Raw genomic sequence first — 21,422 nt, 5'->3', positions numbered from 1 at the left:
GCAAAATAGAGTTTTATTATGTCATTTACAACATATCACGGTACTGACATCCGTGTGGCTTGCCCAGTGCATGCTATATCTGTCAACAAACACAAAGTGGCTTTTGCTGACCAGTTCGGTCAAAAGTTGAATGTTTTTACCTCGACACAAGAGGCAAAAGCCTTTGTTTCATGGTTACTGACTATTCATTAAACGTCGTTTGACCTTTAGATAATAAAAAACCGGATTTAATCCGGTTTTTTATTATCTGCTATTGATACTTAATTAGGCTTGGCTAGCTAAATAACTTTCGTAATCACCCTTAAAGTCGATGACTTTAGTGGGGGTTATCTCAATAATACGGGTGGCAATTGAGGATACAAATTCACGGTCGTGACTGACAAAAATCAGGGTGCCAGCGTAGTTTTCTAAGGCTAAATTAAGTGATTCAATCGATTCCATATCTAAGTGGTTCGTGGGCTCATCCATAACGAGTATATTGGGTTTTTGTAGCATGAGTTTGCCAAATAACATGCGGCCTTGCTCACCACCTGAAATCACCTTAACTGATTTATTTATCTCGCTCTGGGAAAATAATAAACGACCCAGTGTGCCTCTAATAACTTGTTCGTCATCTCCTTCTTGTGCCCACTGATACATCCACTCGACCAAAGAAGAGTCTTTTGCAAAATCTTCTGCATGGTCCTGCGCATAATAACCTAGGTTAGCATTTTCAGACCATTTAACTTCGCCAGTGCTAGGTGCTACTTTAGACATCAAACAATTTAATAATGTAGTCTTACCTACACCGTTGGCGCCGATAACCGCCACTCTTTCTCCCACTTCCACCATAAGATTAAGATTTTTGAACAACTGCTCATCAAACTTTTTAGATAAATTGGTGACTTCCAAGGCTAAGCGATGCAACTTCTTAGTTTCTTCAAAGCGAATAAAGGGGTTTTGCCGACTGGAAGGCTTAACGTCATCTAGTTTGATCTTATCAATCTGTTTGGCGCGGCTGGTTGCTTGTTTTGACTTCGACGCATTAGCTGAGAAGCGGCTAACAAAGGTACGAAGTTCAGCAATCTGGGCTTTCTTCTTGGCGTTGTCGGCTAACAATCGCTCACGAGCTTGGGTTGAAGCCATCATGTATTCATCATAGTTACCCGCAAACAAACGGATCTCACCATAATCTAAATCAGCCATATGACTGCAAACTGAGTTTAAGAAATGTCGATCATGGGAAATAATGATCATGGTGCAATTACGTTCATTTAATACCGACTCTAACCAACGAATGGTATTAATATCCAAGTTATTGGTTGGTTCGTCTAACAACATGATGTCTGGATCAGAAAACAGAACTTGTGCAAGGAGTACGCGTAATTTCCAGCCTGGTGCTATTTCACTCATTAATCCGTAATGCTGCTCGACCGGAATACCCACCGCGATGAGTAATTCTCCTGCGCGGGCTTCTGCCGTATAACCATCCATTTCAGCAAACTCAGACTCTAGTTCAGCCACTCTTATACCATCTGCTTCGGTCATATCAGGGTTTGCGTAGATGCTGTCTCGTTCAGATTTGACCGTCCATAATTCGGTATGGCCCATTACCACCGCATCAATAACGCTGAATTGTTCGTAAGCAAATTGATCTTGTTTAAGCTTGCCAATACGCTCACCAGAATCGGTTGAAACATTGCCTGCAGAGGGCTCTAAATCACCGCCCAAAATTTTCATGAAGGTAGACTTACCGGAGCCATTTGCGCCAATTAAGCCGTAACTATTATTATTGCCAAATTTAACTGAGACATTTTCAAAAAGTGGCTTTTCGCCAAATTGCATAGTGATATTTGCAGTGCTGAGCAAGGTAGTAGTTCCAACGTTATTAAAATAGACAGTGGCTTAGCGCTGAATTAACCCATCAACGCTACCATAAAATTCGGCGCATATTATGCCACATAATTAGCCACCCTGCTAAACAATAGGGTCGCTTATTATATCAATCGAGGAAATGAGCAATAGATTAATTGCTACTTAAACAAACACCTTGTTGTCTGCTGGGGAAAATTGAAACGATTAATTGGCTTAAGGCTGACCATTGCTGCGCCATAAGGTCGGCCTGAGCTTGGGTCAACACCTTGCCATTTTGTGCAAGTCGCTGCTCTTCAATTCTAGTGTAGTGAAACAAAGTCATGTCTAAGCCAGAACCTACTTTATATTCTTCATATAGGTTATCGATATTCTTTTGTGAGTCGTCAACAAATATAATAGCGTCGTATTGTTGATCCATTGTCTCAAGCATATAGCTAAGCATCAGTCCCTTGTTCATACCTGAAGTCATCATTATTCCTTGCATATATGACATTTCTCTTGGGATAGAGCGACGTAAAATAGGGGCTTTTTGACCTTCCGGACTCAAGGCTGTTTTGCTCAGATCAATCCCTGCTCGGAGTAATTCTCTCTCGGTAGCAGAACGGTATTTGGGTGAGCGTGAGGTAAGTGCAAATACGGTTAAGCCCTGATCCTGCCAAGTACTGATGATTTGCGGCAATTCAGGTTCAGTTAACTGCATCGGGCCAAGTTCATATAACAAACTGATACTGTCTTCAAACAAACACGCTACTTTTTGATCTTCGCGTGGTTTAATCTCTAAGCTTCCTCGTTGCCACTGATACCAAATATCACCACCAAGATCGCTTTCACTGGTTAATAAAGTATTGTCGATATCAACCACAACCAGTACCTTATTGTGACCATATAGTTGGGTTTTTTGCTTTATCAAAGTGACCACATCATTAAATGAACTGGTCTCTTGGATCTTTATACTAACATCACTTGACTCAGGTAGGGCTACACAAGAACTGATGTTCAATAATAATAATAAAAGTAAACAGGATTGTTTCATCAGATGCTCTGTATCTTCTTTTAAATTAGTTATAAATGGTTATTTGGCATCAACAGCAGTGAATAGGGAACGTTATACATCACATCCTTATCAACGTATCGCAACGCATAGCTTGGATCCCAAGCGATAACCTTTGATTGACTCAAGCTAAATATGCAACACAATACATGCATGGTGCAAAATAATCGCTCGCTAGGTCATTTTCCTGAATTTCCACTCAAACAATAAAGGTAAAACAGCTGCATGGTGGAGTAAATTAGACGATAGAATAATAAGATTAAACGGCCAGTTTGCTGTTGTTAGACAACAAACTGGTGTCATACATCTCTATTGATCTAAGGGTGTATTAAAGTCTTCAGACAGTTCAAAATCACCAACGACCTGATTTACTTTATCATCAACAAAGGTAATGGTTAATTCTTTACGAAAATCTTCTCCACGTTTTTTCATACCTCTTTTCATTTGGTACAAGTAGTACCAAGTATCATGGTCAAAAGAATCTTCTACTACAGGTTTACCAAGTACATAGGTAACCTGTTCTTTTGTCATATCAATGCGTAATTTTTTGACATCTTTTTCATCTAAAAAATTACCTTGTGGAACATCAATACGAAAAATCCAATCAGCACAAGCTGACAACATCAATGTGGCGCATAACACCACCAATAAATTTCTGAACTTCATTATTATTTAGTATCTCGGCGTTTAAAAAATGACCTATCGGCGTCACCTATTTAAAATAAGCGACGCATCCTAACCCAGCCGAGTTCTAGCAATCAATGCTTAATTTCTAGGAATTGCTGATTTGTAGTAATTCTTTTGCATTAGCGATCGCTGACTCAGTTAGAGTGTCTCCTGCTAATAGACGTGCTAACTCGTCAATTCGTTCATTTTCTTCTAAACAAATCATGTGAGTTTCTGTGGTTTTTTCATCACTGAATTTAGTAACAAACATCTGATGGTGCGCTCTGGCAGCGACCTGAGGTAAATGAGTGACACAAATAACCTGTGTATGCTCGCCCAATTTTCGCAATAATTGACCAACAATTGATGCTGTAGCACCACTGATACCGCTGTCAACTTCATCAAATATCATTGTGGCAATTTGATTACTACCTGAGCCAATTACTTGAATGGCTAAGCCTATGCGTGATAATTCACCACCAGAAACCACTTTATCCAAATCATCCATCGCTTGACCTTTATTGGTTGATACTTTAAATCGAACCGAGTCCAAGCCTAATTTATGTGGGGTATTATCAGTGAGGTGTTGCACCTCGATCGCGAACTCCGCATCTTTCATATTCATTTTTTGAATATGTTGTTGTACTTGCTTAGCAAAACTGATCGCCGTCTTCTGTCGGGAGTCGCTGAGTTTTTTAGCTGCTAAATAGTAGGCTTGTTCACTTGTGCGTAAATGTACGGATAATTCATCCAATAAATCATCATCTTTCACTAATTCTTGATATTCAGCATTTAATTGTTGATGAAAGGCATATAAATTTTCTGCGGGAACCTGATGTTTTCTGGCTAAATCTAGCGCTTGTGAAAATCGAGCTTCGACGGTTTGCATTCTCATCGGATCAATTTCTAATTGATCCGTGTAGGCACGCAGTTCTTTGGCTGCTTCTTCAATTTGAATAGCGGCTTCGTTTAACATATTAACTATTGGGCTCAAACTTGAATCATGCTCTTGTAATTCAGCTAATCTGTCTAAACTATTTTGCACCGCTGACAAAGCATTGAACTCGTCCGCTTCGTACAATTGATGAAAACTGATTTGTGTTTGTTCCAATAAGGTTTGGCTATGGCTTAATTTTTTATGATCAATTTCTAATTCGGTAAACTCGCCTTCAGCTAAAGCAAATTCTTCTAATTCTTGAATTTGATAGGCTAGCAGTTGGCATCTGTCTGCGCGCTGCTGCTGGCCTTCTTGTAACTGTTGGAAGCGTTTTTGTTGTTCACGTAATTTTTGATAAGTCTGTGCGACGTTTTGCAATAAGTTTTGATGATCAGCCACACTATCGAGTAAATTGCGTTGATGCTCGCTTTTGAGGATCAGTTGATGGGCATGTTGACCATGAATACTGAGAAGATGAGAGCCTAAGTCCTTCAACTGCTGTAGGGATACTGGAATACCGTTTACAAAGGCCTTAGAGCGACCTTCAGCAGAAATAACTCGACGAATTAAACACTCTAAGTCGTCAGTCAACTCATTTTTTTCTAACCATGTTTGCGCCGATTTTAATTGCTTAATATCAAAAAAGGCACTGACCTCAGCCTTGTCGGCCCCGGTTCTGACCATGCCGACATCCGCTCGTTCACCTAAGCATAAACCAAGGGCATCGACTGAAATTGATTTACCGGCGCCTGTTTCACCGGTAACGGCAGTCATTCCGTTTGAAAAATCAACATCTAGGGATTTTACCACGGCAAAATTTCGAATGGACAAGTGAGTTAACATAATTCTCATAGGTGGTTATATGTACAGTACCTGTAAATATAACCATGTGTTTGTTCACTGTCCAGTATAAACAGAAAATATAGTTTGTTAACTTTTCTGCTGAGCCTTAGTAGAGCTTGGTACCCCAATTTAATTTGGTGCGTAAGACATTGAAATAATTGTAGTCTTTAGGGTGAACTAGCGTCAATCGATTCGGATTCTTGCGGATGATAACTTCATCCCCTGGCAGCACGGTAAGTACAATGTGACTATCACAACTGACTTGCAAGTTGTCGCGGTTCTCCGGCGATATTTTCATTTTAACTGTACTGTTAGCATCGACTACAATGGGACGGCTACTCAAAGTGTGGGGAAACATGGGCACTAAGGTTAATGCGTCAAGGTTGGGTGTGAGTATTGGACCACCGCCCGACAAGGAATAGGCAGTAGAGCCTGTAGGTGTCGCGACAATTAGGCCGTCTGAGCGTTGGCTATATACAAAGATATCATCGAGGTAAACTTCAAATTCCAACATGTGCGCCACTTTACCATGGTGCAAAACGACTTCATTGACAGCCGAATCTTTACTTTGAATTCTGCCATGTCTGAATACCTCGACTTCGAGCAAAAAACGCTGTTCTGTCACACAATCGCCGTTAAATATACTGTCTAACTGCTGCTCAAAATCCTCAGGATTAATATCGGTTAAAAACCCCAAGTTGCCACGGTTTATGCCTACTACCGAAACATTGTATTCTGCTAACACCCGTGCGGCACCGAGCATATTACCGTCACCACCAACGACTATGGCAAGATCGGCTTGTTTGCCAATCTCTTTAATGCTGGCTGACTCAAAGCCATTAGAGTCGAGTTTATTTGCCGTATTCTCTTCAACTAAAATGCGGCAACCACGTTTTTTAAGATAAACAATAAGTGCTTTAAAGCTGAGGTTTGCGCCTTGATGCGCTTGTTTGCCAATTAAGCCAACGGTTGCAAATTCCATAGTTCAACATCAAAAAATACCATTCGCTAGTATAAGCACGGCTGTCAGGTATTGTCATAAATTTATCTTAGCTCAGACCAAAAAAGTCATTACTTCGATTATTTAAGGATTCGATTGACTCACCAGCAGGGATGTTTTTATAGTGACTCCAGCGAATTTAACCAAAAGAAACAAAGATGGGTCCATTAATGATTGATGTGTCAGGCTACGAACTGACACATGAAGAAATTGAGATCTTAGATCATCCGCTGATTGGCGGATTGATTCTATTTACTCGGAATTTTTATGATCAAGCACAGCTTGCTGATCTCATTAAACATATAAGGCAATCGTCACGTAACGATATTATTATTGCCGTTGACCATGAAGGGGGCAGGGTACAGCGCTTTAGAAAAGGCTTTAGTCTGATCCCTGCCATGGGCAAGTTGTATCCAACACACAGGGATAAAGAGCCTGTTTCGCTAGCCCAAAGTGACCGTTGGACCGAACAATTTGGTTGGTTAATGGCGGCCGAGTTGTTGGCATTTGACATAGACATTAGCTTTGCTCCTGTGCTTGATATTAATGGTAATTCTCAGGTGATCGGTGATCGAAGTTTTCATCAACAACCTCAACAGATAGTGCGACTGGCCAGTCAATTTATTCGCGGTATGAACCGAGCTGGAATGAAAGCAACGGGTAAACATTTTCCGGGTCACGGTAATGTCAAAGAAGATTCCCATATTGCTATGCCTATTGATCGGCGTAGCCGCCAAGAAATTATGAATCTTGATATGCAAATTTTTAAAGAAATTAATCAGCAAGGTTTGTTAGCGGCCGTTATGCCTGCCCATGTTATTTATCCTGCCGTTGATGCACTACCTGCTGGCTTTTCGAAGCAATGGGTTGGTGAAATTCTGCGTAAGGAATTAGGCTTCGATGGGGTGGTGTTTTCAGATGACTTATCGATGCAAGGCGCAAAACAAATCGGAGATATCATTGATCGAGTGAAAGCGGCCTTGCAAGCGGGTTGTGATATGGCCTTAGTCTGCAATGATCCCCAAAGTGCCATGGCTGCGATTGACGGCTTACCGAGTAACTTAGCCGTAAGCCAACGGCCTGCATGCCTGAAAAAACGTCCTAGTTTTAATTTCAAACAATTACAACAATCTAATGACTATCAAAACGCCCAGCGCTGCCTCGACGAGTTCAATCTTTTGATGTCGAATTAAATAAAAGCCGATGTCAGGACTTAAAAAAGCCCTACAAGTTTTGCGACTGGCACTTTTCCTGCTTAAGGATGGTGGAAAACACGGATATTAAGGATTAATGAAGCGCCTTACTACCATCAAAATTAATCAAAGTCATGAAGGATTGAAGACATATGAAAGTTGTATCTTGGGTAAGTGCTTGTGTGTTGTTTGTATCAACGGTCAGTGCTGAAACCTTCAACTGGGGTGAATTAAAACGCGAACGAATTGATCTAAAATTGCCATTATTAACGGTTCAGGGCAGTAAAGGCATTTTGGCTTGTGGTTACATTAATGCAGCTACCTGTGAGAAAACCGGCGAAGCTTGTGCAATTGTAAGTGGCGTTAATAATCATGAAGATATGCTAGTAAAACCCATTGTTGCCCTATCTGCAGCAGCCAAAGAGCTCGGGATTGAACTGGGGATGACTGGAGCGCAAGCTCTCGCTATCATGCGTTAGTTTAAGCACAGAACAGCTTAATTAACTCGCTTGTTAGGCTTCTAATTGAAGCCTTTCAGGTCGAAAATACTTTTTGTCTAGCAAATTGCCACGCCACAGTTGTTGGGCGTGCATGTTGGCTGTGACTTCACGAATGAGTTCATACACCGCATTAACCGCGGCATTTTGGCACTTCTTTTCAGCAATTTGTAAAAACACATCCCGTTGCAACGACGGCTGTACAATATTAATGGCACGTATCTGATTGCTTGTTTCTAGGTGAAAAGCACCAGAAGAGGGCAGGACAACTAAGCCGAACCCCTGCGAGACATAGTGTAGTGTCGTCATTAATTGACCAAAGGCACTTTTCGGTTTGAGTTTGATACCACTCTTTTTAGCCTGATTACTGAGCAATTGATGCATAGCCTCTTGCGTTTCAGGCATAAAAATATCGTAGTGCTGCAGATCCTTAAAAGGTATAGAGCCATACAGTGCTAGTTCACTGTAAGCCGGATTTTTAGGATGGTTAGAAATATACAGATACAGATTTTCTCGAATCAGTGGAATCGAGCGTGGTGCTGCACTAAGTGCTGCGGGATTAAAGCTTAAGGCAATATCAATTTGCTCATCTATTAACCATTGTTCAACAGAATGCGATGGACCAATTTTAAAACTCAATTCTATGTTAGCAAAGCGATGTTCTAATTCGGTCAACAACTCTACCGAAAGAACATTGCAGCTAGTTTGGCTGATACCGACTACAACCTTGCCCTTACATTCCTGTTTACTGCCGGTTAAGTCAGCCTTTGCTGCGTTAATTTGGCTTAATATAATACGCGCATGTTGTTCGAAACAACGACCCGCTTCAGTTAATTCGACTCCGCGAAAGTCTCGTTCAAATAATTTTATTTTCAATTCATGTTCAAGATTTGCTAACTGTAGGCTGATGGCAGGTTGTGCAACATCCAGTTCTCTCGCCGCAGAAGTAATACTACCTTGTTCGGCGGTCGCTAAAAAATACTGCAACTGTTTGGTGTTCATTGCTTACCTAGTTTGAATGAGTTGGTCGTCTTCAATTAGTGTCACCATCAACCGCCATGTCTATATCGTAATCCCTACTTTTAACAACTTAAAAACACCTTAAATGATTAAGTAAAGCAATATGGATGCCACAAAACTAATTCAGCTAAATAAGATAAAAAAAGCATCAACAACGAAAGGCCAAAAAAGTCGATAAATCAAGTAAATAAGTCGGACGCAGCCGCTATTCAAATAGGGGTATACAAAAAATATAGAGCCCTACCACATTATATTGCGTTCTGTCTGGCAAGGACTGTCGCTAGCATAAGGTCATGATTTGCAGTGTCTTTTTATAATCAACCCAACATTAGGATGAAGTGTAAATACCTATGCTAAATATAACCCGTAGACAATTTCTCACATATGTCGGTGCTGCAGGAGGCTCCTCAGCCCTGCTTAAAGCCAACCTAGCCTTGGGGATGATGCCTGACGATTCTTACTCTGGTCCGGTCACAGTTAAGCCTGCAGCAAAAGACAGTCGGCCTACTGCACTTATTCTAGGCGCGGGTATTGCGGGTTTAGCTAGCGCGCTTGAATTAGAACGAGCTGGCTTTCAGGTGACTATTATTGAGGCGTCCCATCGGCCAGGTGGACGAAATTTAACCGTCCGCCACGGTGATAAAATTGATGAAATGGGCCAGCCGCAAATTTGTCAGTTTGATAAGGCAGAAAATTTATTTTTTAACTGTGGACCGGCACGAATTCCTGGTCATCATCGACGCCTACTGCACTATTGTAGAGCGTTGGGTGTGCCATTACAGATCAAAGCGAACAGTTGCAAGCTAGCTTATTTTCAAGATGATAAAGCCTTTGGTGGCAAGCCAATCAGGCAAATTGACTACCATGCTGACGTGCGCGGCTTGATGGCCGAGTTGCTGTGGAAATCAGCAGACTCTCAGCAATATGACCAACTCTTAAACGAAGAAGATGTTGCGAAGTTAATGAAATTTGCTCAGTTACATGGCGATTTAAGTGATGCAGGCAAATACCTAGGAACGGAGCGGGCAGGGTCTACTAGCGACCGGATGTTGGAGTTTCCCAAGCCTCATACCCCCATCGAATTAAAAGCCATGTTAGATAGCAGTTTTTGGTATGGCGGACTATTAGGCGCCGAACTGTATGACTGGTGCGAACCCTTAATGGAGCCTACGGGCGGCATGGATGGAGTCGTCAAAGGATTTTTGGGCCATTTAAAATCAAAACCTTTACTTAACGCTCAAGTGAAGAAGATCTATAACCAAGAAACAGGGGTTGAGGTTACTTACGAGCAAAACGGCAAATTTCACACGGTGCAAGCTGATTATTGCTTCAATAACATTCCAGCTTATTTTATGGCCGGCATAGAAAATAATTTCTCTGCCTTATATCAGTCTGGCCTTAACAGCATTAAACGAGGCCACTTATTTAAAATTGCCTACCAAATGAAAGAGCGCTTTTGGGAAAAAGAAGGGATCTACGGTGGTATATCTTACACCTCAGATCCAGTAGCCCAACTTTGGTATCCCTCACACGATATTCATGCGCCCAAAGGGATCCTACTTGGCGCTTACACCTGGGATCCAAAAGTCAGCGCTGCATTTGAAGCCATGACGCCAGCAGAGCGTTTAATCGCAGGCGCTAAGTCAGGTGAAAAAATCCATCCGGGTTACAGCAAATATATCGAAAACGGGATCAGCATTCCATGGGCGCGGATGAACCATCAAATGGGCTGTGGCATGCGAATGAGTCCAGACGATTTTGATAAGTATTACCCTCTTTTACAAAAGCCAGAAGGGCGGCATTTTATGATTGGTGACCAAATTAGCCATCATAGCGGCTGGCAAGAAGGCGCGTTGGCATCAAGTGAACAGGCGCTGCAACAACTTAATAAATTGCTCGGTGCAAAATTACAACATGGGGAGCTTAGCCATGTCAGTTAAGTCATTGATGTTATCAATTGCCATCGCCAGCACTGCATTTTTCGCTGTGGCTGAAGAGTCAGCAACCCCTAAAGGTCTTGAATATTGCACCGTTTGTCATGGCAGCCAATTGAAAGGCAATGCCAATATTGGTGCACCAAGATTGAGTGGCCTGCCGCAATGGTATATCGAGCGGCAATTACTCAATTTTAAGTCTGGATTGCGCGGCAGCCACGTTGAAGATTTACGAGGTGCAGAAATGCGTCCAATGGTGGTCAATTTAAGTGAGCAGGAACTTATCGCGATAGCCGCATGGGTGGCTAAAACTGAATCGGCCTTACCCTCACCATCGTTAAACGGCGACATTGCTGCCGGTAAGTCCCTATACCAAAGCTGTGCTGCTTGCCACGGTTCTAAAGGCGAAGGCAATCATATACTTGGTGCTCCTAAATTAACTGGCTTAGATGACTGGTATCTCGCCACGCAGCTCAACCATTTTCGTCTCAACTTAAGAGGTGACCATAAAGATGATTCCTACGGCCAACAAATGAAAGCAGGGAGTGTGGTTATCACATCAGAAGAAGATGCCGTCAACCTTGCAAGTTACATCACCCAACTAAATTAATTCATATTAGGAGAAGTTTATTTATGAAAAATAAAACGATAATTGCCACATCAGCTTTATTTGCGATGAGTGGTTTATTTAGCACAGTAACGATGGCTGATGTCACACGCCATGCATTGGCAAACAATAACCCATTCCCTATCTCTAGAGCCGTTGAAGTGTCACCCCAAACCACCTTGATTTTTCATAGTGGCATGGTGCCAGGACCTGTCAACCCGGAAGCGGAGCGTGGCAGCCGCGAATATTACGGCGACACTGAAACACAAGCTTTAAATGTATTTAAACGTTTCGAAGAATCCTTTAAAGAGCTCGGTGTGGGTTTTGGTGACGTCATCAAAATGCAAGTGTTTATGGTAGGTGATCCAAGCATGGAAGGAAAAATGGATTTTGCCGGATTTATGAAAGCCTACACCTTGTACTTTGGTACTGCAGAGCAACCGAATAAACCGGCTCGTTCAGCGTTTCAAATTGCCGGTCTAGCGGGCGGACCCAACATGCTTATTGAAATTGAAATGGTCATTGCGAAACCGAAGTGAGAACTGCGCATGACTGAGGGCTAGCCAGTGGTGCGTCAATAAAAAAATAAAACTAGCCAAAAACACATACTACCAAGCACATTATAAAAATTAGGGGAACACACTATGCTTAAGCAAAGTAAGCTCAATACAGCGATAAAAACCAGCTTAATGACGTGGGCACTAAGTACTGTTGTCCTGTCATCAGCTATGGCACAAGAAACACCTGATGCGGCCGCTGAAGCTGATTCATATGAAAAAGTCGTTATTACTGGGTCGCGTGGTGCGCCTCGCTCTCTTGCTGACTCTCCAGTTCCTGTGGATGTGTTAAGTGCAGATGATATGGCTGGGGTGCCATTTACTGATACCAACGATATTCTGAAAACATTGGTACCCTCTTATTCACTGCAACGTCAGCCTATTTCTGACGGTGCGTCGTTTATCAGACCTGCAACCTTGCGTGGTATGCCAACGGATAAAACCTTGGTCCTTGTTAACTCTAAACGTCGTCACCGCTCAGCCTTAGTGCAAATTGGTGGGTCTGGTACCCAAGGGCCCGATATTGCGACTATTCCCTCAGCTGCCCTAAAAGCGGTTGAGGTATTGCGTGACGGTGCAGCCGCTCAGTATGGTTCAGACGCTATTGCCGGCGTTATTAACTTTGTCCTAAAAGATAATGACGAGGGCGGCACTTTATCTGCAGAAACCGGGCAATATTATGAAGGTGACGGTGGACAAGTTACCGTTTCTGGTAATATTGGTTTCGCCCTTGGCGACAAAGGCTTTTTCAGCTTGTCGGGTGAGTACACTGACGTTGGTTCAACTTCACGCTCTGAGCAGTATTGTGAAAGTTGGGCGTGTATGGATTCTACTGATCCAAATTACTTAGGTGGTGGGTCTTTCGACAAGACACTATCAGGTTATTCTGATGAAACCTTTGCCGCTGGTTTAAGTGCCGCTAATCTAGGTGGTGAAGATGTTGTGCAACCTTGGGGCCAACCTAACTACTCTGGTGCTAAAGTGTTTTTTAACAGCGGTTATGAAATTAGCGATACCATGAAACTGTACGCCTTCGGTAACTATGCAAAAACAGAAGGTGATGGCAGTTTCTATTATCGTTACCCTGGCAACGGTACTATCGAAAATTTGCGTAAGCAAGATGGCTCTTTGTATAGCCCACTGGAAAAATTCCCAGGTGGTTTCACACCTCGCTTCTTTGGTGATATTACTGATATCTCAATTTTAGGTGGTATCGAAGGCGAATTTGCCAACGAAATAAGCTATGACTTCAGTGCTCGTTTTGGTTCTAACGAAATTGCATATACTCTTAAAAATACCGTCAACCCGTCAATGGGACCTGATTCACCTACCTCATTCCGCCCTGGCGATTTGATCAACGAAGAGACACAGCTCTCAGCTGATTTCACTAAATACTTCGATATGGGCCTTTATGCTGATGTATTAGTTGCCTTTGGTGCAACTTATATGAAAGAAAGTTATGAGCTTAAAGGTGGCGATCCTGATTCGTATTCACAAGGTCCTTATGCCTTACCGGATCCATGGGGATTTTGTGACGGAGATGCGGCTACTGCAGCTGGTTTAGCGGTTATTGGTAATGGTTCGACCTTGGATTGTTCGAATAGCGATGATCCGGTTTATCGAGCTGTAGGGGTTGGCTCTAATGGTTTTCCAGGTTATTCACCAGAGTTTTCAGGTAAATACGACCGTGACATGAAAGGTATTTATGTTGACGTGAGTTCAGATGTGACTGATGTATTATACTTACAAGGTGCAATGCGCTATGAGGATTATTCTGACTTTGGTTCTGAACTGGTAGGTAAAGTCGCCTTTAAATACACCCTAAACGATGATTTTAATTTGCGTGGGTCAATCGGAACCGGTTTCCGTGCGCCAACACCTGGTCAGCAAGGTACCACCAACGTATCGACTCGCTTGCCAAATGGTTTCCCGGTTGCAACGGGCTTGTTCCCAGCCATCAGCCCAGTGGGTCAGGCCTTAGGTGCAAATCCTTTAACGCCTGAAAAATCAATGAACTATACCTTAGGCATGACAGGTGCTATTGATGGTATCAATTTAACCCTCGACTTCTATCGAATTGAATTGACGGACCGTTTTTATGCAGTATCAACTCTTGATGTATCATCAACAGAGCCAACTGATCCTACCGCGTCGGGTTACGCTGACGCCTTGGCTGCATATAATAACTTCCTGAAGTTAGACGCAGCTGGTGTTGCTGGTGCTAATTCAATTGGTGGCGTTAATTACTTCCAAAATGCCTTCGATACGACTACGCAAGGCTTTGATTTTGTTGCAACCTACAGCTTAGGTGATACCTTACTGACTACTTCGTTGAACTATAACAATACCAAAATCGATTCAGACGCATCAGCTTTTTTAAATGCAGAAGACCAGTATGATCTGGAAAATGCAGTGCCAGATTGGCGTGGTGTGGTGTCGGCCAAACATGACTTTGATTTACTTAGCATCTTAGTTCGCGCCAATATCTATGGCTCTTATGAAAATGCGATTAATTCGGCCGCAACTACCATTCAAGAATATGGGTCCACGGTATTCTTTGATTTGGAAGCGAAGTACCAAGTCAGCGACGATTTAAGTATTTCCGCCGGTGCACGTAATATCTTTGATCAGTACCCTGACAGCGATGGTAATGGCGATAAAGCAAATAGAGATGATTGTTGTGGCGTCACCTATTGGTCTAGCAACATTGTTGATTGGCAAGGTGGTTACTATTACGCTCGCTTAAATTACACATTCTAAACCTAGTAAGGCCTTGCCTTAAAAATAAAAAGCCTGCCAAGTTGTGCTTGTCAGGCTTTTTTAATGGGTTTAAAACCCATTCTCGACAAAGTGAGCACTTATAAGAAAGTGCTCACTTTGTCCTAAACTTTAATATCCGACAGGCCAAGTTCATGATTAAGCGTGCGAGCGACTACAAATAAATAGTCAGACAGGCGGTTAATAAACTGCAAACATACCTCGGGTACTGGATGATGTTCCAGTAAGGCGACCAACTCTCGCTCTGCGCGACGAGCGACCGTACGACAGACATGGGCTTGTGATGCGGCAATACAGCCACCCGGTAGAATAAACGAGACTTGTTCAGGTAGGGTCAATTGTAACTGATCTATCTGTTGTTCAAGGTTCGCAACGTCTTGCTGACTCAATTTAGTGCTTGCTGAGACGGCAAAGCCTATTTGAAATAAGGCCTGTTGAATGGGCGCTAGTTGAGCCGCGATGCTAGACTGAGCATGAGCTTGCTCAATATAACTGCTGAGTAAACCCACATGGGCATTCAGTTCGTCAAGGGTACCGTAACATTCAAGTACCTGATCATCTTTATTCAGTCTGATCACCTTATCGGCATAAATTTGGGTTTGGCCTTTATCTCCGCCTTTGGTATAAATTTTCATGGTTCTCCTGCTTAAAATCTGGGACTCAATATCCACAGTAAAATGTTTACGTATTAATTAGTTAATTTCATCTACTTGTTGCGGTTCTTCAGGCCACTGATAACGAGAGATATACACAACCATGCCAAAAAGTGGATGGTCAAAATAATGTAGTTGTTTACTGATCACCCGTTTAAAATGTTTAACATTAATACTTTCTAATTTATTTGGCTGGGTATTATGTGCACCCAACACTATGGCTTCCTGTTGGTTCAATGCCGGATTTTGCATACTGGCGTCAAATACGGGTTGCCTATAATCGAAGCTACTATCAATATGCAAATAGGGAGTTCTGCCCACATTTTGTAAATACACTTTTAATTCACCGTCCAACTGCCAAATTTCACTGTCTTTGGTGTGTAAGGGGCTCAATGTATTTTGCCCATCCCTTGGTGATTTAGCGCTGACAAAAAAGGTATCGATGTCTAGCGGCTCATTGGCATCTCCAAGACTGGCGTATATCGCAGCAAATAATTCAGAATTGGCCAACTGGGCAACATTATATTGATTATCGGCTTGTTGCTGCGCATTAAATTGGACTCGTTCCGCTGCCGGTAAATACGGGCTTAAGCCTAACTCTTGTTTGTTGACTGATGTGGGCTTTAAGTGGCCATTAGTCGAAAAATTCATGCCGTAGTTTTGACCTGCAAATAAGCGCAGTGCTTGGGCTTTTTCTCGGCCAAACTTCACTTCCTGACGCCACCCAGCATACAGCATAGTGTTTAAGTCACGTTGTCGGTTGATAGCGGTAAACAGAGAGCGTAAATTCAATTCAGTTTGTGGCAGTAAAAACGCTTGGCCCTTACGCTCCCAGTCAATTCCATCAATTTTTACCGGTACACTTGTGATATTTTTTAGCGAGTCTTGCTTTTCTTGAGCTTCATCAAAGGGGTTAGTTAATAGAGCCAGTTGCTCACTATAAACGCAGGGCAGTTGTTTAGGTATTTGCCATTCTAGCCACTTTACCGAGATATCCTGAGGAACATAGTGAAATGCCATATCTTCCTGAGAGGGACGTGACGAGGCGTTTTGTTCACCAGTCCCAGACTGAGGACCAACTTGCTTGCTCATAGCAACACCTTGCTCAGCCGATGGTTTAGTTGCTTGTGGCGCCATTCCAGCCTTGTTGTTTGATTTTTGAGGCACCGTTAAACCTTGCTCTGTCGATCCATCCATCGTAGGTTCGGGTTTAACTTGTGGGGCAGGAAAGGCAAAATCTTGTTCAAACTGGCGCTGTTTTTCAGCCCGGCTCGAGGCTTGGCAAAACGACAGCCCTGCGCGCAAATAACTTAAATCAGGGCTTAAATAAGGGCTAAGCAGATCTAGGGCCTTGCTGGGTGTTGTATTGATAGTCTGATGAGCAAATTTTTCAGATAATTCATTGAAATTCGAATCCCGTTTGAAAATAATAACCTCAACATCAAACCACCATGTTTGTTCTTGCGCCATGAGCGAGGACGGACTGCTTCCTAACAGAAGCATCAAGCATAGTTTTTGGGCTGCGTGCCATCTCTTAAGAACAGAGGAAAGCGATGGAGTTGTATTTACTTCAGACATCAAGCGACTCTTAATTGTTGGCTAAATTGAGCAAGTATATCAGTGACTAACTTCAGTCTATCTGCGCCAGATTCAGTAGGCACGTTAAATTTCAATTTTTGCGCACCGTCTAGTTTATAGATGCGCGGCTGAGATTGAATCAAGCGAATGATAAAACTAGGATCAATTTTGGTTTGCGGCGAAAATTCCACTACGCCACCTGTCGCATATCCCTCTACTTTAGTGATGCCAATAACTTTGGCTTGCAGTTTTAAGTGGGCAATGGTTAACAGATTTTTAGCCGCTTCGGGTAATAAACCAAAGCGGTCTATTAATTCTATTTGTAATTCATTAATCGCTCGCTCATCTTTGCAGCCGGCTAACTTTTTGTACAAAGATAAGCGGGTATTCACGTCACCAATATAGTTATCTGGAAACAGCGCTGGAATACGCAAATCAATATCAGTCTGGCTTGATAGGGCGTAATCAAGAGACGGCTCACGGCCTTCTTTGAGGGCTTCCACTGCTTGCTCTAGCATTTCCATATACAGCGTAAAACCAATAGTGGATATTTGCCCGGATTGATCATCTCCCAACAGCTCACCCGCACCACGAATTTCTAAGTCGTGGGTTGCTAACGCAAACCCCGCGCCTAGGGTTTCCAAAGAAGATATGGCATCTAAACGTTTGGCCGCATCTTTGGTGATCCTTTTAGGGTGGGGCGTTAATAAATAAGCGTAAGCTTGATGATGTGAACGACCCACGCGTCCGCGAAGTTGATGTAATTGTGCTAAACCTAAATGATCGGCTCTGTCCATGACAATAGTATTGGCCGAGGGCACATCAATGCCTGTTTCGATTATGGTGGTACACAATAGTACGTTAGAGCGTTGGTGATAAAAGTCACTCATGACTTTTTCCAGCTCACGTTCGCGCATTTGGCCATGGCCAATAGCAATACGGGCTTCCGGTACAATTTCAGCAATTTCTTCAGCGACTTTTTCGATGGTATCAACTTCATTATGTAAGAAGTAGACTTGTCCTCCACGTAAAATTTCACGCATGATCGCTTCACGAATAATGTCATTATTACGTTGTTGCACAAAGGTTTTAATGGCTAAACGTTTAGCCGGTGGCGTAGCGATAATTGACAAGTCGCGCATGCCACTTAAGGCCATATTTAAGGTCCGCGGTATCGGCGTTGCTGTTAGCGTCAAGATATCTACATCAGCGCGCAGGGCTTTAAATTTCTCTTTCTGACGCACACCAAAACGGTGTTCTTCATCAATAATAACTAAACCTAGATCTTTGAATTTAATATCATCTTGCAATAGCTTGTGGGTGCCTACTACGATATCGACCTTACCTTCTTTAATCGCTTGCACTGTTTGTTTACTGTCTTTGGCACTGACAAAACGAGATAAAACTTCAATTCTAAAAGGCCAATTAACAAATCGGTCTTTAAAGTTCTCAAAATGCTGCTGAGCGAGCAGGGTAGTTGGCACTAGAATCGCCACTTGTTTGCCTTGGTTAGCCGCTAAAAATGCCGCTCGCATGGCCACTTCGGTTTTGCCAAAGCCAACATCACCACACACCAAACGATCCATGGCGTTAGTGGAGCCCATATCTTGAATAACTGCATTGATGGCTTTTTGTTGATCGAGAGTTTCTTCAAAGGGGAAGCTATCACTAAAGGCTTGATATTCGTCCCACGCAATTTTATACGCAAAGCCGGGTTTCGCTGCCCGTTGGGCATAAACATCGAGTAATTGAGCCGCCACATCACGCACTTTTTCGGCGGCTTTTTTCTTGGCCTTACTCCAAGTGTCATTACCTAAATGGTGTAAGGGTGCGTGTTCTAGATCACCACCACTGTAGCGACTAATTAAATGCAAGGATGCGACCGGTACATAAAGTTTGGCTTCTTTGGCGTATTGTATAGTCAGATATTCAGTCGTTATGCCGCCGGCATCGAGGGTTTGCAGCCCCAAATAACGACCCACTCCGTGATCAAGATGCACCACTGGTTGGCTAATGGCTAATTCGGCCAGATTACGAATGATGGCCGTTTCATCAGTTGCTTGGCGCTTATCGCGTAAACGACGTTGACTGATTTTATGACCAAGTAATTCAGTCTCGGTAATAAATACCACAGACTGCTTGCCTTCTTGCAAGATAAAGCTGTGTTCAATCGCACCAACGGTGATCCCCAGTGGGGCATTGTCCGTGATGAAATCGTCAAAATGTTTAAAATTACTCGGTTTAATATTGGCCTTGGCGAGAATTTCTAATAAACCTTCACGGCGCCCTGCAGATTCTGCGCTAAATAATACCCGCAGCTTTTGGCTCTTCCACTTTGCCATTCGGTCTTTTAAGTTAGTCCAAGGCTCTTTGAGTTGTGGATTGAGAGAAATATCACCAATAACACTGGTATTGAAATAATGCTGACCACTTTTTTTATCTTGTTCAGCAGTGGCTTTTGCACCTATTTGCTCGATACTGATGCGCGGCCACACTTTAAAGGCTGCGAATAACTCCTCTTGGCGCATAAATAGATCAGTTGGAGGCAGCAAAGGGCGGGCTAAATTATAGCGCAACTGCTCATAACGCTTGTGTGCGTCGGCCCAATAAAATTCACTGGCAGCACTTAAATCACCCAGCATTACCACTAGGGTATCTGCGTGTAAATAATCAAACAGGGTGGCGGTTTGTTTAAAAAATAAGGGTAAGTAGTATTCAATACCACCGGGCATCGAGTTTTTACCCACTTGATAATATATCGACTCTTTACTGTTGTTGGCGTCAAATTTTTCTAAATATTGCTGCCTAAATAATAGATTAGCATCTTTATCTGTGGGGAATTCACGGGCTGGAAGTAGCCGGATTTCTGGTACTTTATCACCAGAACGCTGGGTCTCAGGATCAAAGTAACGAATGCTATCCACTTCATTATCAAATAAATCAATACGATAAGGCTGACGACTGCCCATCGGATAAAGATCAATAATACTGCCACGAATAGAAAATTCACTGTGGCTCATGACCTGATTAACATGCAAATAGCCGGCGCGTTCTAAGCCCGAGCGAAATTGATTAATATCGAGAGTTTGCCCAGTTTTTAGCAGTAGCAAATATTTGCCAATATAATCCACCGGGGCCATACGCATCATTAAGGTATTGATGGGCACAATGAAAATGCAGCGTTCATTTTGGGTCAGTCGGTACAGGGTTTCGAGCCGCTGCGAGACGATGTCTTGATGAGGCGAAAAACTGTCGTAGGGTAAGGTTTCCCAGTCAGGAAAAAGCTGCACATCAATATCTGATTGCTGTAAAAAATAATCTAATTCTTTTTCTAACTTAATCGCCGTTGGCGTATCTGCAGTGATGAGCAGCAGTGGGCCACTAATTTGCTGAGCGGCATTAGCGATGGATAGCGCTAAACTACTGCCTTGCAGATTATGCCAATGAATAATATCATTTTTCTGTTTGAGTTTATTGGCCGGCAGAGGAGGGGTAAAAATACTTAAAGTCATTAATGTTGTTCGTTCTTTTGTTGCTTAAGTTTACGCAAATTTGCGGCTTGTAAATGCAGGCTAGCACGCACCAGTAAATCTTGATCTTCTTCGCGGATACAGCTGTAAATCAATGAAATATGATGGTTATCGTCGATCTGCTTGCAAGCTATCACCTCAGCAAAACAAAAAATCGCTGCGGATTCTTCAGGAATAAATATTTTTAACTCAACTTGTGAGCCTAGGTCGACGGCCTTAGGGCATTTTATTATTACCCCACCACCACCAAATTTCACACTGCTGTAATTTAGGCTTGGATCATCTTCGTGTTTTAAAATCATCGACATCATTAAGTCAATTTTACGACTTTGGTGGTTTAAAAATTCAACTAATTCGCTGGCATGATCTGACAAACCGCGCAAATGGCGCAGACTTTTATTATCGATTGCCGCCAGTTCACTGGCAATTTTAAAGGCGTAGGGCATATGCTGAGCTAAATTATCTGGTTCAGGTAAGACAAAACGACTCTCTAATACTCGCATATTGACGTGAAGATCATGAGTAATCATGAAAAACTCTTCAAATTGCTGATGTTTTTGCGCCAAGCTTAGATTTCGCATTTATTCTCCTATTAACAAAAGGTTAGGGACAAGCAATTGCTTTAGTCTCTTGTGGGAGTCAAAACAAGCACGTATTATTCATTAACATTGCCTCTATACCAACAGCAAACCACCAATTATGTTTTATTTTTTGATAATTCGAG

The 21,422-nt window shown here is 42.6% G+C and carries 17 protein-coding genes; 7 read left to right on the top strand and 10 right to left on the bottom strand.

What is annotated here, in order from left to right; translation table 11 throughout:
- The first annotated feature begins 18 nt into the window (after nucleotides 1–18).
- A complete protein-coding gene (locus tag ABKW31_RS11545) occupies nucleotides 19–192 on the top strand; it encodes a hypothetical protein (RefSeq protein WP_306022019.1) in 174 nt (57 codons plus the stop codon).
- A 72-nt stretch (nucleotides 193–264) separates the two neighbouring features.
- Here ABKW31_RS11545 and ABKW31_RS11540 read toward each other — a convergent pair whose 3' ends face one another.
- From ABKW31_RS11540 to nadK, 5 genes are all read right to left on the bottom strand, one after another.
- Complete coding sequence (locus ABKW31_RS11540; protein WP_348616513.1) at nucleotides 265–1,848, bottom strand: ABC-F family ATPase; 1,584 nt, start codon at nucleotides 1,846–1,848, stop codon at nucleotides 265–267.
- A gap of 157 nt (nucleotides 1,849–2,005) precedes the next feature.
- Complete coding sequence (locus tag ABKW31_RS11535) at nucleotides 2,006–2,887, bottom strand: DUF2608 domain-containing protein (RefSeq protein ID WP_348616512.1); 882 nt, start codon at nucleotides 2,885–2,887, stop codon at nucleotides 2,006–2,008.
- A gap of 327 nt (nucleotides 2,888–3,214) precedes the next feature.
- The gene (gene bamE, locus ABKW31_RS11530) at nucleotides 3,215–3,571 is read right to left on the bottom strand and encodes an outer membrane protein assembly factor BamE (RefSeq protein WP_348616511.1); all 357 of its coding nucleotides are present in this window, start codon (nucleotides 3,569–3,571) and stop codon (nucleotides 3,215–3,217) included.
- A gap of 106 nt (nucleotides 3,572–3,677) precedes the next feature.
- The gene (recN, locus tag ABKW31_RS11525) at nucleotides 3,678–5,351 is read right to left on the bottom strand and encodes a DNA repair protein RecN (RefSeq protein WP_348616510.1); all 1,674 of its coding nucleotides are present in this window, start codon (nucleotides 5,349–5,351) and stop codon (nucleotides 3,678–3,680) included.
- 106 nt (nucleotides 5,352–5,457) lie between these two features.
- Nucleotides 5,458–6,333, bottom strand: coding sequence for an NAD(+) kinase (nadK, locus tag ABKW31_RS11520; RefSeq protein ID WP_348616509.1), 876 nt, complete (start codon nucleotides 6,331–6,333; stop codon nucleotides 5,458–5,460).
- A gap of 176 nt (nucleotides 6,334–6,509) precedes the next feature.
- On the opposite strand from nadK, the gene nagZ reads away from it, so the two are divergent.
- A complete protein-coding gene (gene nagZ / locus ABKW31_RS11515) occupies nucleotides 6,510–7,544 on the top strand; it encodes a beta-N-acetylhexosaminidase (RefSeq protein ID WP_348616508.1) in 1,035 nt (344 codons plus the stop codon).
- A 152-nt stretch (nucleotides 7,545–7,696) separates the two neighbouring features.
- Nucleotides 7,697–8,023 carry a YunC family protein gene (locus ABKW31_RS11510; RefSeq protein ID WP_348616507.1) on the top strand — a complete coding sequence of 109 codons (327 nt, stop codon included), beginning with the start codon at nucleotides 7,697–7,699 and terminating at the stop codon, nucleotides 8,021–8,023.
- 33 nt (nucleotides 8,024–8,056) lie between these two features.
- Here the strand turns inward: ABKW31_RS11510 and ABKW31_RS11505 are convergent, their stop codons facing one another.
- Nucleotides 8,057–9,043, bottom strand: a complete 987-nt coding sequence (locus tag ABKW31_RS11505; RefSeq protein ID WP_348616506.1) for a LysR family transcriptional regulator — start codon at nucleotides 9,041–9,043, stop codon at nucleotides 8,057–8,059.
- Nucleotides 9,044–9,411: 368 nt separating this feature from the next.
- Here ABKW31_RS11505 and ABKW31_RS11500 point away from each other — a divergent pair, with 368 nt between their 5' ends.
- The 4 genes from ABKW31_RS11500 to ABKW31_RS11485 all read left to right on the top strand — a co-directional run bounded on the left by ABKW31_RS11500 (nucleotide 9,412) and on the right by ABKW31_RS11485 (nucleotide 14,919).
- Nucleotides 9,412–11,001 (top strand): FAD-dependent oxidoreductase, encoded by a 1,590-nt coding sequence (locus ABKW31_RS11500; protein WP_348616505.1) that lies wholly within the window; start codon nucleotides 9,412–9,414, stop codon nucleotides 10,999–11,001.
- The gene (locus ABKW31_RS11495) at nucleotides 10,991–11,605 is read left to right on the top strand and encodes a c-type cytochrome (RefSeq protein ID WP_348616504.1); all 615 of its coding nucleotides are present in this window, start codon (nucleotides 10,991–10,993) and stop codon (nucleotides 11,603–11,605) included. Before ABKW31_RS11500 ends, ABKW31_RS11495 begins: the two co-directional genes overlap by 11 nt.
- A gap of 23 nt (nucleotides 11,606–11,628) precedes the next feature.
- A complete protein-coding gene (locus ABKW31_RS11490; RefSeq protein ID WP_348616503.1) occupies nucleotides 11,629–12,141 on the top strand; it encodes a RidA family protein in 513 nt (170 codons plus the stop codon).
- 105 nt (nucleotides 12,142–12,246) lie between these two features.
- Nucleotides 12,247–14,919 carry a TonB-dependent receptor gene (locus tag ABKW31_RS11485; RefSeq protein ID WP_348616502.1) on the top strand — a complete coding sequence of 891 codons (2,673 nt, stop codon included), beginning with the start codon at nucleotides 12,247–12,249 and terminating at the stop codon, nucleotides 14,917–14,919.
- A gap of 122 nt (nucleotides 14,920–15,041) precedes the next feature.
- Here ABKW31_RS11485 and ABKW31_RS11480 read toward each other — a convergent pair whose 3' ends face one another.
- From ABKW31_RS11480 to ABKW31_RS11465, 4 genes are all read right to left on the bottom strand, one after another.
- A complete protein-coding gene (locus ABKW31_RS11480; RefSeq protein WP_348616501.1) occupies nucleotides 15,042–15,572 on the bottom strand; it encodes a cob(I)yrinic acid a,c-diamide adenosyltransferase in 531 nt (176 codons plus the stop codon).
- A gap of 57 nt (nucleotides 15,573–15,629) precedes the next feature.
- A complete protein-coding gene (locus ABKW31_RS11475) occupies nucleotides 15,630–17,093 on the bottom strand; it encodes a CsiV family protein (RefSeq protein WP_348616641.1) in 1,464 nt (487 codons plus the stop codon).
- Between the two features lie 74 nt (nucleotides 17,094–17,167).
- Entirely contained in the window at nucleotides 17,168–20,680 is a 3,513-nt protein-coding gene (gene mfd, locus ABKW31_RS11470) for a transcription-repair coupling factor (protein WP_348616500.1), read from the bottom strand.
- A complete protein-coding gene (locus ABKW31_RS11465; protein WP_348616499.1) occupies nucleotides 20,680–21,279 on the bottom strand; it encodes a PilZ domain-containing protein in 600 nt (199 codons plus the stop codon). Before ABKW31_RS11465 ends, mfd begins: the two co-directional genes overlap by 1 nt.
- Nucleotides 21,280–21,422 lie beyond the last annotated feature (143 nt).

Origin of the sequence: Paraglaciecola sp. 25GB23A (assembly GCF_040012495.1) — a bacterium.
Classification (GTDB): Bacteria; Pseudomonadota; Gammaproteobacteria; order Enterobacterales; family Alteromonadaceae; genus Paraglaciecola.
Note: the sequence above shows the minus strand (reverse complement) of the source record. Positions and strands in the feature narration are given on the sequence as shown.